12 protein-coding genes are annotated in these 12,419 nt (G+C 69.2%); 6 read left to right on the forward strand and 6 right to left on the reverse strand.

Going from position 1 to position 12,419, the window contains the following annotated elements:
- Positions 1–56: 56 nt before the first annotated feature.
- On the reverse strand, positions 57–731 hold the full coding sequence (locus VG543_RS10135; RefSeq protein WP_111103581.1) for a hypothetical protein: 675 nt from the start codon (positions 729–731) through the stop codon (positions 57–59).
- A 39-nt stretch (positions 732–770) separates the two neighbouring features.
- Positions 771–1,289, reverse strand: coding sequence for a hypothetical protein (locus VG543_RS10140; protein WP_423179123.1), 519 nt, complete (start codon positions 1,287–1,289; stop codon positions 771–773).
- Positions 1,290–1,500: 211 nt separating this feature from the next.
- Here VG543_RS10140 and VG543_RS10145 point away from each other — a divergent pair, with 211 nt between their 5' ends.
- The 3 genes from VG543_RS10145 to VG543_RS10155 all read left to right on the forward strand — a co-directional run bounded on the left by VG543_RS10145 (position 1,501) and on the right by VG543_RS10155 (position 5,402).
- On the forward strand, positions 1,501–3,990 hold the full coding sequence (locus tag VG543_RS10145; protein ID WP_423179122.1) for a DEAD/DEAH box helicase: 2,490 nt from the start codon (positions 1,501–1,503) through the stop codon (positions 3,988–3,990).
- Positions 3,987–5,009, forward strand: a complete 1,023-nt coding sequence (locus VG543_RS10150) for a ribonuclease H-like domain-containing protein (RefSeq protein ID WP_423179121.1) — start codon at positions 3,987–3,989, stop codon at positions 5,007–5,009. Before VG543_RS10145 ends, VG543_RS10150 begins: the two co-directional genes overlap by 4 nt.
- Positions 5,010–5,087: 78 nt before the next feature.
- On the forward strand, positions 5,088–5,402 hold the full coding sequence (locus VG543_RS10155; RefSeq protein ID WP_251102932.1) for an I78 family peptidase inhibitor: 315 nt from the start codon (positions 5,088–5,090) through the stop codon (positions 5,400–5,402).
- 40 nt (positions 5,403–5,442) lie between these two features.
- Here VG543_RS10155 and VG543_RS10160 read toward each other — a convergent pair whose 3' ends face one another.
- Both VG543_RS10160 and VG543_RS10165 read right to left on the reverse strand, forming a co-directional pair.
- Positions 5,443–7,425 carry a M56 family metallopeptidase gene (locus tag VG543_RS10160; RefSeq protein WP_423179120.1) on the reverse strand — a complete coding sequence of 661 codons (1,983 nt, stop codon included), beginning with the start codon at positions 7,423–7,425 and terminating at the stop codon, positions 5,443–5,445.
- 3 nt (positions 7,426–7,428) lie between these two features.
- Entirely contained in the window at positions 7,429–7,815 is a 387-nt protein-coding gene (locus VG543_RS10165; protein ID WP_019661969.1) for a BlaI/MecI/CopY family transcriptional regulator, read from the reverse strand.
- A 189-nt stretch (positions 7,816–8,004) separates the two neighbouring features.
- On the opposite strand from VG543_RS10165, the gene VG543_RS10170 reads away from it, so the two are divergent.
- Entirely contained in the window at positions 8,005–9,072 is a 1,068-nt protein-coding gene (locus VG543_RS10170) for a serine hydrolase domain-containing protein (protein WP_032955530.1), read from the forward strand.
- 30 nt (positions 9,073–9,102) lie between these two features.
- Here VG543_RS10170 and VG543_RS10175 read toward each other — a convergent pair whose 3' ends face one another.
- Complete coding sequence (locus VG543_RS10175; RefSeq protein WP_134732406.1) at positions 9,103–10,209, reverse strand: SDR family oxidoreductase; 1,107 nt, start codon at positions 10,207–10,209, stop codon at positions 9,103–9,105.
- Positions 10,210–10,406: 197 nt separating this feature from the next.
- Here VG543_RS10175 and VG543_RS10180 point away from each other — a divergent pair, with 197 nt between their 5' ends.
- Complete coding sequence (locus VG543_RS10180) at positions 10,407–10,715, forward strand: hypothetical protein (RefSeq protein WP_019661972.1); 309 nt, start codon at positions 10,407–10,409, stop codon at positions 10,713–10,715.
- Here VG543_RS10180 and VG543_RS10185 read toward each other — a convergent pair.
- Positions 10,703–11,761 (reverse strand): DNA topoisomerase IB, encoded by a 1,059-nt coding sequence (locus VG543_RS10185; protein ID WP_233653404.1) that lies wholly within the window; start codon positions 11,759–11,761, stop codon positions 10,703–10,705. The genes VG543_RS10180 and VG543_RS10185 overlap by 13 nt on opposite strands.
- Before the next feature lie 111 nt (positions 11,762–11,872).
- Here VG543_RS10185 and VG543_RS10190 point away from each other — a divergent pair, with 111 nt between their 5' ends.
- Positions 11,873–12,262 (forward strand): I78 family peptidase inhibitor, encoded by a 390-nt coding sequence (locus tag VG543_RS10190; RefSeq protein ID WP_026347258.1) that lies wholly within the window; start codon positions 11,873–11,875, stop codon positions 12,260–12,262.
- Positions 12,263–12,419: the final 157 nt, after the last annotated feature.

The raw sequence follows: 12,419 nt of genomic DNA on the forward strand, positions 1-12,419 counted from the left end.
CGCGGGCAGCACCCACGCGTGGCGTGGATCTACTGGCCCCAATCCTCATGCGCCATTCAACGTTTTCCGGCGCGCCGGTACACACCGTTGAAACGCACGTTCATGCCACCGCATTCGCTGTTGTCGGCCACGATCAGCACCTCACCCAGCGAGTGCACGCGAACCCGGCACGTGTCCTCGGCGAACTCGACATCGGCACCCTGCGGTATGGCACGCGCTTCCACCTGGCCCAGGTTCGGCCCATACGGGCGCTGCTCCGGCGTGGGGTTGGCGGAGGGCCAGTAGGCGTCCCCCTCCACATGCAGTTGCCCACCCTGCACGGTGATGCGCAGGCCGTTGTCGCCGTCCTTCCAGTTGCCCGCCCAGTCCTGCAGCGTGGGCACGGCTACCGGCAACGGTTGCAGCTTGCTGCGGTCCACCCAGCCGGCGCTGCCGCCCACCTTGTTCGGGAAGAACGCGCAGCGGTAACGGCCCAGGTCGCGACCGGTCACCACCGTATCGCCGTTGACCACATAGCTGCGCTGGCGGCAGGCCGGTTCGCCCTTGGCGGGGCAGCCATCCATGTCGCCGAGCAGGTACAGGCGCGGTACGTCGACCACCCGCGCCAGCGCGAACCGGCTCTGTTCGGAGGGGAATGCGCCATTGCGGCAGGCGCCGCCATCGGCGATATCGGACGCGAAGGCGGAGGCCGGCAGCAACGCGGCCAGCAGGCAGAACGAACGCAGGGACATGACAGCATTACCGGTGGGGGGCCAGCAGCATATACCGGCCTACTTCACTGGCGCTGTGTCGCCGGCATCCTGCTCCTGTGAGAACCGCAGCGCGCGCTGCTGCTGTTCGGCGCTGAGCTCTGGCGGTGGCCGCGCCACGGCCGCCTGGATCTGGTCCGGCCCGCCGGTGAGTTTGTTGATGCCTTTGGCTGCCGCCATCACACCCTTGACCACGCCCATCATGATGTAGCCACCGCCCATGCTGACCTGCTCCGGCGATGGCGGTTCGCTCCAGTCGCGGCTGAAGCGGTTATCGCCGAACTTCACGGGGTTCTTGAAGCGGTACAGGTCCAGCGGCTCGTCATCGGGCTTGAGCGCACGCACTTCGCCAAGGGTGGTGACGTTGTCCTGCGGCAAGGTGGTGGAGATCGGTGCGGTGGGGGCGGGCGGCGCATCTGCAGGGGGAACGGGTGCAGGATCGGATACCGCCACCGGCGCGGCCTGCTGCGCCTGTGCGATGCCGGCCAGCAGCATGCCGGCCAGGAGTGCTCCCTGCGTTCCACGTCGTGCCACAGCCATCCACCCTGTTGGTTGCGTCCAGCGCCCAAGCATACGGATGCCGGCTTCAGATTTCGTTGCTGCACTGGCAGCTGTTCAGCCAGGGGGATGCGGCGGCGCCACGGGACGCGAGCACTGAACGGTTCACGCCCTCCGTGTGCGATGTCTCACATCCTGAGACGTGGATGTGGTGCCATGTGATCCCTCGCAATCCGTCCCCGCTTCCTCTTCCATGGCCTACGAACTCGCCAAGCGCACCGCTGACGCCGAGCAGAAGCTCGCCACCCGCGACGGCCTGCCCGCCCGCGACGGCGCCCTGCTCAGCGCGCGCCTGCAGCGCCGCTACCAGGACCGCATCACCGGCAGCTTCGCCATTCCCGGCCGCGAAGGCCGCTACGCGCCCATTCCCAGGTCGGTGCCGCCGGCCCTGGCCGCGGCCCTGAAGGCACGCGGCATCGAGCAGCTCTACAGCCACCAGGCCGAGGCCTGGGAGGCCAGCCAGCGTGGTGAGCACGTGGCCATCGTCACCCCCACCGCCAGCGGCAAGTCGCTGTGCTACACCCTGCCCGTGGTCAGCGCGGCGATGCAGGACAAGGCCAAGGCGCTGTACCTGTTCCCGACCAAGGCGCTGGCACAGGACCAGGTGGCCGAGCTGCTGGAACTCAACCGTGCTGGCGATCTGGGCGTCAAGGCCTTCACCTTCGATGGCGATACCCCGGGTGATGCGCGCCAGGCGATCCGCCTGCATGGCGACATCGTGGTGTCCAATCCGGACATGCTGCACCAGGCGATCCTGCCGCATCACACCAAGTGGGCGCAGTTCTTCGAGAACCTGCGCTACATCGTCATCGACGAAGTACACACCTACCGCGGCGTGTTCGGCAGCCACGTCACCAACGTGCTGCGCCGGCTCAAGCGCATCTGCGCGTTCTACGGCGTGCAACCGCAGTTCATCCTGTGCTCGGCCACCATCGGCAACCCGCAGGCACATGCCGAGGCGCTGATCGAGGCGCCGGTCACCGCCATCACCGAATCCGGCGCGCCCAGCGGGCCGAAACAGGTGCTGCTGTGGAACCCGCCGGTGATCAATCCGGACCTGGGCCTGCGCGCCTCGGCGCGGTCGCAGAGCAACCGCATCGCGCGCATCGCGATCAAGTCCGGGCTGAAGACCCTGGTGTTCGCGCAGACACGCCTGATGGTGGAAGTGCTGACCAAGTACCTGAAGGACATTTTCGACCACGACCCGCGCAAGCCGCCGCGCGTCCGCGCCTACCGCGGTGGCTACCTGCCCACCGAGCGGCGTGAGACCGAGCGCGCGATGCGTGCCGGCAACATCGACGGCATCGTCAGCACGTCGGCGCTGGAACTGGGCGTGGATATCGGCAGCCTGGACGTGGTCATCCTCAATGGTTACCCCGGCAGCGTGGCCGCCACCTGGCAGCGCTTTGGCCGTGCCGGTCGCCGCCAGCAGCCCGCGCTGGGGGTGATGGTGGCCAGTTCGCAGCCGCTGGACCAGTACGTGGTGCGGCATCCGGACTTCTTCGCCGAGGCCTCGCCCGAGCACGCGCGTATCGCGCCGGACCAGCCGCTGATCCTGTTCGACCATATCCGGTGCGCGGCCTTCGAGCTGCCGTTCCGGGTCGGCGATGGCTTCGGCCCGATCGATCCGGAGGTATTCCTGGAAGCGCTGGCAGAGACCGAAGTGATCCACCGCGAAGGCGAGCGCTGGGAATGGATTGCCGACAGTTATCCCGCCAATGCGGTCAGCCTGCGCGCGGTGGCCGACGGTAACTTCGTGGTGGTCGACCGCAGCGATGGCCGCCAGCAGATCATCGCCGAGGTCGATTACTCCGCCGCCGCACTCACCCTGTACGAAGGGGCGATCCACATGGTGCAGTCCACCCCGTACCAGGTGGAGACGCTGGACTGGGAGGGCCGCAAGGCCTACGTCACCCGTACCCACGTGGACTACTACACCGACAGCATCGACTTCACCAAGCTCAAGGTGCTGGACCGTTTCGACGGCGGCGTGGCCGGCCGTGGCGATTCGCACCATGGCGAAGTGCATGTAGTGCGGCGCGTGGCCGGCTACAAGAAGATCCGCTACTACACCCACGAAAACATCGGCTACGGCCCGGTGAACCTGCCCGACCAGGAACTGCACACCACCGCAGTGTGGTGGCAGCTGCCGCAGGCACTGCTGCTGCGCGCGTTCGCCAGCAGGCAGGATGCGCTCGATGGCTTCCTCGGTGCGGCGTATGCGCTGCACATCGTCGCCACCGTGGCGGTGATGGCCGATGCGCGCGACCTGCAGAAGTCGGTCGGCAACGGCGATGGTTCCTGGTTTGCGATCGCCGACCAGAGCGGCCGTGGCCAGTTGCGCGGCAGCGGGGGTGATCCTGGCGTTGTCGAACTGCTGCAGGAATTCGTGCCCACTGTGTATCTGTATGACAACTTCCCCGGTGGCGTCGGCCTCAGCGAGCCGTTGTGGCAACGCCAGGCGGAGCTGGTGCAGCGCGCGCGTGAACTGGTGCAGCGCTGCGACTGCAAGGCTGGCTGCCCGGCCTGCGTAGGTCCGGTGCTGGCCGCGCAGGAAGACGATGAGACTTCGCCGCGCACGCTGGCGCTGCGCGTGCTCGACCTGTTCGATGCCGACGCCTGCCAGCATGTGCCCGACGTGGTGATCACCACGCGCGAGCCGATGGAGTTGCTGGCACCGTGAGCCTGAGCCTGGACAAGCTGCGCCTGCTGCGGAAGCAGGCCGGCGACCCGAAGGCGATCACACCGGCCGCGCCGGACGCGCCCCCTGCGCCACCGGCGCCCGTGGCCGCCAACGATGCGCGGCAACCACCGGCCGAACGTTCGGTGTTCGCCTGGGTCGAACAGGAAATCCGCCACAAGCCGACCGGCGCTGCGGCCTCCGCACCGGCACCCGTACCGCTGCGTCGGCCGGAAGTAGGCAGCCTGCATCGCCTGCTCGGCCTGCGCTCCCGCGGCAGTGCCACGCCGGCACGCGCCAGCGCACAGGATCGTCAGCTGCCCGGCGAGGAGATCGCACCGGGCCTGTTCCTGATCGAATCGCTGCAGCCGCAACCAATCCCGACCACCCCGCTGTCATTGGCCTTCGCCAAGCGCGAGGACCAGCACGTAGCTGCGCGCGACCTGCTGTTCTTCGATACCGAGACCACCGGCCTGGCCGGTGGCACCGGCACGCGTGCCTTCATGATCGGCGCGGCCGACTGGTACGTGTGCCCGCAGCGTGGCGAAGGCCTGCGCATCCGCCAGCTGCTGATGTCCACCATGGCTGCGGAAGAAGCGATGCTGGCCACCTTCGCCAGCTGGCTGCAGCCCTCCACCGTGTTCTGCAGCTACAACGGCCGCAGCTACGATGCGCCGCTGCTGAAGGCGCGCTACCGGCTGGCGCGCCAACGCGATCCGATCACCGCGCTGGACCACGTCGACCTGCTCTACCCCACCCGTCGCCGCTATCGCGGCACCTGGGAGAACTGCAGGCTGTCCACCATCGAGCGCCAGCTGCTGCGCGTGGTGCGCGAGGACGACCTGCCGGGCTCGGAGGCACCGGGAGCATGGTTGCGCTTCCTGCGTGGCGGCGACGCCGTGAACCTGCGCCGGGTGGCCGATCACAATCATCAGGACGTGGTGACGCTGGCCTTGCTGCTGCAGCGGCTGGTGCGCGAGGAACAGCGCGAGCGCGAGACACTGGCGCTGGTCGGGCAGTAATGACACGGGGCAGCGTTGACATGCCCTGACGGTGGCAGCGGTGACACTGCCGCCACCATCCACGCCTGGAGCTCGACGATGCGCCTCAATCCGCTTGCCCTGCTTGCCATCCTGCCACTGGCCGCCTGCAGCCACGCCGGCAGCAGCACCGCCCCCGATCCCGCGCCAGCGCCCGTGGCCGACGCCGCGCACGAATGCAGGCCGGAGGCGCTCGAGGCCTTCACCGGCAAGACGGCTGACGAAGCCACCATCAAGAAGCTGGTGGCCGCCAGCGGCGCGCGCAATGCACGGGTGGTCAAGCCTGGCATGGCGGTGACCATGGACTTCCGCCAGGACCGCGTGACCGTGCAGGTGGATGCGCAGAACCGCATCGAGCGCGCCAGCTGCGGTTGATCGACCCGGGGTGGTGCCGGCCAGCGGCCGGCACTACCGATCAGAGTTGCTCGGCCTTGCCGCTGGCCAGTGCACGCGCGATCACCTGCTGTGCCTGCTGCGATGCCTGCGCATGCACGCGTGCCTGGCGCTCGCCCAGCGCGGCCTGCTGGCTGCCCAGTGCCGTCTGGCGGCTGGCCAGTTCAGACTGCTGGTTGGCCAGACGCCGCATGTCACGGGTGCGGCCGGACTGCGTGGCCTCGCTGCGGGCTTCCTGCATCGCACGACGTGCCTCGGCGGCGGCCTCGCGTGCAGCCTCACGCGCAACGGCCATATCGCCGGTTGCACCGCGCGCTGCCTTCGCCGCTTCCGCGGCGGCCTCACGGTTGATGTCGTGGGCGGCCATCGCATTGCGTGCAGCCTCGGCGGCAATCAGTGCGATGCGGCGCGACTCCTCGCCCTGCAGGCGGCTCATCTCACCCATCTGCCTGCCGAGTTCGCCCTGCTGGCGACCCAGCGCACTCTGCTGGCGGCCCAGTTCGCTCTGCTGGCGACCCAGCTCTGCGGCACCACTGTAGGCACGCTGCAGGCTCTGGATCAGCATCGGGTCGCGCACCACATAGCGCTTGTCGCCCTGGCGGAACCACAGCGCCGGGCCCTTGCCGAGCTGCCTGCGGGCCACCGTCACGTCGTCCATGCCGCCGTTGGCGAAAGTCGAATCACCATCGACCAGCACAAAAGCCTCCCGGGGCGACTTGCCCAGGTCCAGGCGGCCGTAGGTGGTGATGGAGCGGGCGGCCGACACCGTGCCTTCATCGTCTTCGGCCATGCCGGTGGAATCGTCGACGTCGGCCACGTCGGCATCGTCGGGCCCGGTCGCGTCAGCAGGTTCGGCCGGGGCTGCCGGTGCGGCAGGTGCCGCTGGGGCAGCCGCGGCCGCCGGCGGTGCGGACGGTGCTTCCGGGGCCTTAGGCGGTGGCGGCGCCACGGCCTTCGGCGCGGCCGGAGGGGCGGGCGGGGCGGGCGGCACCGGCGCTGCGACCAGCCGCATCGGCGCCACGCCCACCACCACCACCGCAGCGGTCAGCGCCACCGCCAGCAGACGCGGGCAGGACCGGGGCGACTGCAGCGAAAGCAGGCGACGCTTGAGGCTGGTGGTGCTCGGTGCGGCGCTGGCCACGCCCAGATGCGGCTGCGGGGCCACGCCCAACTGCAGCAACAGGCGGCCATAGGCCTGGCGGCTGGCGCCATGTTGGCCAACCACCGCTGCATCCACCGCTTCCTCGCGCGCCTGTGCATATTCACGCACCGACAGGCGCAGCAGCGGGTGGAAGAAGAACAGGTGCTGGGCCAGTGCAGGCAGCAGGCCCCATTGCAGGTCACGCCGCTGCAGGTGCTGCAGTTCGTGGGTCAGGGCCAGGTCCAGCGCATCGCCCTGCAGGGCATTGTCGCCGGCCGGCAGCAGCAGCACCGGGCGGAACGGCCCGACCAGCTGCGGTGCGTCCACCTGCGTGCTCATCCACAACCGCGGCGCAGGACGCACGCCGTGCGCATCGGAGGCCAGCTGCAGCGCCTGTACCAGCGCCTCGACCTCGCAGGGATAGGCCGCAGCCAGCAGTGCGCGGCAGCGGCGCCACTCACCCAAGGTGCGCAGCGCCATCAGCAGCACGCCGGATGCCCACAGCGCAGCCAGTGCAACGGCCCACCACGCCACTGCCGGCACGTCCGCTGCAGGCATCGGCATCGCGGCCAGCAACTGTGCCGAGGCCTCCGGGGCCAGCGGGTAGACCATGTCAGCGGCCACGTCGGTTGCGGTCATCGCCACCGCCTGCGGGGCCGGCAGCCAGGGCAACTGCAACGGCTGGCTCCAGAACAGGCCGAGCACGGCCTGCAGCGAGACCAGCCACCACAGGCGGCAGCGGGTGGCCGCCGACAGCGACGGCAGCACGCGGCACAGGCCGTACACCAGCGCCACCAGCAGTACGGTCTGCAGGCTCGTCCAGCCCAGCCGTTCCAGCATCGGGATCAGCATCGTGGTGTCCATGGCTCAGCCCTCGTGGCGACGCGATTGGAGTTGGGCGACCAGCGCTTCCAGCTCGGCCAGCTCGTTGTCGCTGACCTGCTGGCGCTGCGACAGGTAGGCCACGAACGGCGACACCGAGCCCTGCAGGGTGTTGTCGACGAACTGGGCCACGGCACCCTGCAGCACGCTCTGCGGGCCACGGGTGGCCTGGTAGCGGTAGACGCCGTCCTGCTGCCGGCGCTGAAGATACCCCTTCGCCCGCAGCCGCTCCATCATCGTCAGCACGGTGGAACGGGCCAGGCCTCGGGCCTCTCCATACCCACTGGCGACCTCGCCGACGCTGGCCGGCGCATGTTCATCGATGTACTGCAGCAGGGCCAGCTCCTGGTCCCCGATGGTCTTGCCACGCATGACACCACTCCCTTGACTACACGTGTCGCCACTGTCAGCTTGACGACAGCTGTAGTCAACCCCCCGGAAGTCATGGGCCGACGAACGGTAGCGGCGCCGAGCACTTAAACCTTTGGCGCGCTGTCCGCATCCGATTCGCAACGCCCGCTGGAATTCCGCATGTTCCGTCCAATGCTCCGAGTCGTGCTCATGCTCATCAGTGCCCTGCCCTTCACCGCCGTCTCTGCCAGCCAGGACCATGCCAACGACCAGACCCGCCGCCTGATCCGCCAGATCATGATGCAGCAGCGCATCCCCGGGCTGCAGGTCGCGGTGGTCAAGGACGGGCAGATCGTGCTGTCCGAGGCCTACGGCCTGGCCAACGTCGAGAACGGCGTGCTTGCTTCGCGCCACACCCGCTTCCCGCTCAACTCGGCCACCAAGGCGTTCACCGGCGTGGCCGCCGCGCAGCTGGCGCAGGAGGGGCGATTGGATCTGGACGCGCCGGCCTCGCGTTACCTGGATGATCTTCCACCAGCGTGGAGAGACGTACGCGTACACCAGCTGCTGGCGCATACCTCCGGCCTTCCGGACATCCTTGATGCGAACGGGCTGTTGGGCGCTGGCTCAGAAGCGCAGGCGTGGGCGGCCGTCACTGCGCAGCCGGTCGAAGCCGAACCCGGGCAGCGCTTCGCCTACAACCAGACCAACTACGTTCTTCTGGCACGGATCATCGCGAAGCAATCCGGCATGCCCTACGAACGTTTCCTCGCCACCGGCCAGTTCAGCAGCGCGCGCATGGCCCGCACCACCTTCGGCGACAGCTACGACCTGATTCCGGATGCGGCGACGATGTACAGCCTGGCCCCGCGTGCCACCGACGCGGCCGATGCACCGCCACGCCTGTCGCATTGGTTCTACGACATACCGCCTTCGCTGTGGGCCGGTGGCGGCATCCTCACCACCGCCGACGACACCGCGCGCTGGCTGGCCGCGCTGACCGAAGGCCGCCTGCTGCCGGAGGCGGCCCTGCGGCGGATGTGGAGCGCAGAGCGCTTGGCGGATGGCCGTGCCGGCCCGTGGGCGGAGGGCTGGCCGGTACTGCGCGCATCGCCCGACCTGCAGGTGGCAGGTATCGGCGGTGCGCGTGCGGCGTTCGTGGTCTATCCCGAGCGCGGCGTGGCGGTGGTGGTGCTGACCAACCTGGTCGGTGCCAATCCGCAGCAGTTCATTCCACGCATTGCCGATCTCTATGCGCCTGCGGTGACCGTGCCCTGAGGCTGCCGGCCAGCGGCCGGCAGCCCCGTCTCACCCACGTGGACCGCCCATCACCGGCAGGATCACCCCGCTGATGTAACTGGCACAGGCCGGAGAGGCCAGGAACACATAGGCGGGCGACAGTTCCTCGGGCTGTGCGGGCCGGCCCATGTCGCTGTCCTTGCCGAACTGGGCGACGTCCTCGGCCTGCTTGTCGGCCGGGTTCAGCGGCGTCCACACCGGCCCCGGCGCCACGCAGTTCACCCGGATGCCACGTGGCAGCAGCTGGCTGGCCAGCGACTTGGTGAACGCATGGATCGCGCCCTTGGTGGCCGAGTAGTCGATCAGCGCCTTGCTGCCGAAGATGCCCGTTTCCGAACCGGTGTTGATGATGCTGGCGCCCTCGCCCAGATGCGGCAGCACCGCGCGCGCCATCTGGATGTAACCGCCGATGTTGGTCTGCAGGGTCTCCTGCAGGTGCGCGTCTTCCAGGTCTTCCAGCCGCTCGCAGTGCAGCTGGAACGCGGCGTTGTTGACCAGGATGTCGATGCCGCCGAACGCCTTGGCCACCTGCTTCACCGCTTTGTCGCAGAAGCGCGGATCGCGCACGTCACCGGCGATCACGATGCAACGGCCGCCTTCGCGCTCCACGTGCTGGCGGGTGATGTCCGCGTCCTCGGCCTCGTCCAGGTGCAGCACGGCCACGTCCGCGCCTTCGCGTGCGAACAGCACCGCCACCGCACGGCCAATGCCGGAGTCGCCACCGGTGACGATCGCACGCATGCCCTGCAGCTTGCCGCTGCCCGCGTAGTCGGGTGCAAGGAAGCGGGGCGCCAGCTCCAGTTCGTGCTCATGCCCGGGCTTGGCCAGCTGCTGCGCCGGCATCGCCTCCGGCTGGCGCCGTGCGCCGGCCTGGGTCGCGGTCTTCTTCGTGGCCTTGCTGGCCGCCCGGGCGTCCTTGGCCTTCTCCTGGTCCTGCAGGCGCCGCTGCCGGGCCGCGACGCGTGCTGCCCGCGGATCGCTGGCGGCCGCCTTGCGGGTCGCGGTCTTCACTACTCGCGGGCGATCGGGGTCGGCGACCGCCTTGGCCGGGGTGCTGCCTTTACGCACTTTCGGCGATGCCTTTCGGCGGGCCGGTGTCTTCTTGGTGGTGGCCATGCAGGTCTCCTCGGGAGGGAACGGGGCTGCCGGCCAGCGGCCGACACTACCGGGGGGGCGGCGCGCGCCGCACCTGCAGTCTCTCTACGCACGCTGTTGGCGGCAGTGAGCGCGCCGTGTCCACGATGTGCACGGCATTCATTCCGCCACCACGTGCGCCGTCGCACCCTGCACGCAACCACACAGGGAACGCCTCCATGAAACATGCCATCGCCACCGCCGCCGTCTGCTTTGCCCTCGCCGCCTGCAGCAGCACACCGATGGCCCAGGTGCAGCCGATCGACGGCGTGATTTCCGGCCAGTGCCACAGCGACAGGGTGCGCGGCGCGGTGGGCCTGGCCGCCTCGGACGCCACTGTGGCCCGTGCACGCGTGGACAGCGACAGCCTGCACGTGCGGGTCCTGCGCCACGACGGCCCGCGGGTGCCACCGGCCAGCGAAGGCGGCGACCGCCTGACCATCGAGAAGGGCCGCACCAACAATATCGTCGCGATCTACTGCGGCTGACGACTGCGGCTGAGCCGGCGTGCCCTGCGCAGCACGCGCAGGGTGGCCTGCTCCCACTGGCGCGGCCCGCGCAGGCCGGCCAGCGTGGCCAGTTCACCGCGCTCCCAGCCGACGAACACGCACGGGTCGATATAGGCCTTGCGGCACACCGCCGGCGTGTTGCCCAACCGGGCCGCCACCTGGCACACCACGCTGCGCTGTGCCTGCGCCAGCGCACGCTGGCTGGCCGGTTCCGGCAGCTCGGTGGCAGCAAACGCCTGCACCGCCGCGACGGTCCCGCCCCAGGTGCGGAAATCCTTGGCAGTGAAGTCCTCGCCCATCACCTCGCGCAGGTAGTCGTTCACCGCACCGGAGTCGACCGGCTGCAGCGCACCGTCGTCATCGCGGTACTGGAACAACGCCTGCCCCGGCAGCTGCTGCAGGCGCCGCACCAGCAGCCCCAGCCTGCGATCGCCCACGGTCACCTCCTGCAGCTGCCCGGACTTGCCGCGGAAACGCATGCGCACCCGGCCGCCACGCAGCAGCTCCAGATGACGGTTACGCAGTGTGGTCAGTCCGAATGACCGGTTCTGCTGCGCATAGGTCTCATTGCCGACCCGCACCAGGGTGTCGGCCAGCAACGCGACCACCATGGCCAGCACCTTTTCCTTAGGGAAACCCGGCCGTTTCAGATCCCGCGACAACCGCCGCCGCAGCGTGGGCAAGGCCTCGCCAAAGGCGATGATGCGGTCGAACTTGCCGGCGTCGCGCTCCTTCGCCCAGTCGGGGTGGTAACGGTACTGCTTGCGCCCGCGCGCATCGCGGCCTGTGGCCTGCAGGTGGCCGTTGGCGTGGGCGCAGATCCACACCGCGGTGTAGGCCGGTGGAATCGCCAGTGCGCGGATGCGTTGCAGGGTGGTGGCGTCGCGTATCGCGTGGCCATCAGCATCGCGGTAACTGAAACCTTTTCCGGCGCGGCGCCGGCTGATGCCCGGCTGGGTGTCGTCGACATAGCGCAGGCCGGCCGCGCGCGCGGCCTGTCGTTCGGGAGTGGAGGCGGTCGGCATGCCAGTAGTGTCGCGGTCGCCGTGCCGCGATCCTGTCGATAACACAAGACAAACACGTGAGGGCCGGTTCGCCGCTATGCTCGGGTCTTCACAACCCCTTCCGGAGTCATGATGTCGTTCCCGATTCGCGCCCGTTCGCTCTCCGCCCTGCTGCTGCCGGCCGTGCTGGCCTTGACCGCCTGCCAGGCACCGGCGCTGGATGAACAGGATTCGGCCACGGCCCACGCCCAGCAGGCGGCCGAAGCCGCCAAGGCACCGGCCGACGAAGCCGGCAAGGCCATCGAGGCGCCGCCGGTCGGCACCTGCGATGCCAGCCAGGTGCAGAGCCTGGTCGGCCAGGCCTACACCGATGGGCTGGGCAAGCAGGCGCAGGAAGATGCAGGCGCCAGCCAGGTACGCGTGCTCAAGCCCAATGATGTGGCCACGATGGAGTTCCTCGGCGACCGCCTGAACATCGAGGTGGACGCCAAGGGCGCCATCAGCGGCGTGCGCTGCGGCTGAGTCCCGCCCCGCGCCGGCACGGGGTTGCCGGCGCGTTCTGTTGCACCTGCAACCGTGTATTGCGGCGTTGCAGCAACCTGTGATCTAGTCGAGGCATCCGGTGGCCTCACGATGCGCTCCAGGGAATGAGCGGGGACGAGTGTCGCCGCCAACCCTA

Origin of the sequence: Stenotrophomonas sp. CASM101, from assembly GCF_049384845.1 — a bacterium.
In the GTDB taxonomy this organism is placed as follows: domain Bacteria; phylum Pseudomonadota; class Gammaproteobacteria; order Xanthomonadales; family Xanthomonadaceae; genus Stenotrophomonas; species Stenotrophomonas hibiscicola.

Coding starts and splice junctions, on each gene's coding strand:
- VG543_RS10190 (WP_026347258.1), top strand. CDS start 11,873: ATGTCGTTCCCGATTCGCGCCCGTTCGCTCTCCGCCCTGCTGCTGCCG.
- VG543_RS10145 (WP_423179122.1), top strand. CDS start 1,501: ATGGCCTACGAACTCGCCAAGCGCACCGCTGACGCCGAGCAGAAGCTC.
- VG543_RS10135 (WP_111103581.1), bottom strand. CDS start 731: ATGTCCCTGCGTTCGTTCTGCCTGCTGGCCGCGTTGCTGCCGGCCTCC.
- VG543_RS10180 (WP_019661972.1), top strand. CDS start 10,407: ATGAAACATGCCATCGCCACCGCCGCCGTCTGCTTTGCCCTCGCCGCC.
- VG543_RS10165 (WP_019661969.1), bottom strand. CDS start 7,815: ATGCGTGGCAAGACCATCGGGGACCAGGAGCTGGCCCTGCTGCAGTAC.
- VG543_RS10170 (WP_032955530.1), top strand. CDS start 8,005: ATGCTCATCAGTGCCCTGCCCTTCACCGCCGTCTCTGCCAGCCAGGAC.
- VG543_RS10155 (WP_251102932.1), top strand. CDS start 5,088: ATGCGCCTCAATCCGCTTGCCCTGCTTGCCATCCTGCCACTGGCCGCC.
- VG543_RS10140 (WP_423179123.1), bottom strand. CDS start 1,289: ATGGCTGTGGCACGACGTGGAACGCAGGGAGCACTCCTGGCCGGCATG.
- VG543_RS10175 (WP_134732406.1), bottom strand. CDS start 10,209: ATGGCCACCACCAAGAAGACACCGGCCCGCCGAAAGGCATCGCCGAAA.
- VG543_RS10185 (WP_233653404.1), bottom strand. CDS start 11,761: ATGCCGACCGCCTCCACTCCCGAACGACAGGCCGCGCGCGCGGCCGGC.
- VG543_RS10160 (WP_423179120.1), bottom strand. CDS start 7,425: ATGGACACCACGATGCTGATCCCGATGCTGGAACGGCTGGGCTGGACG.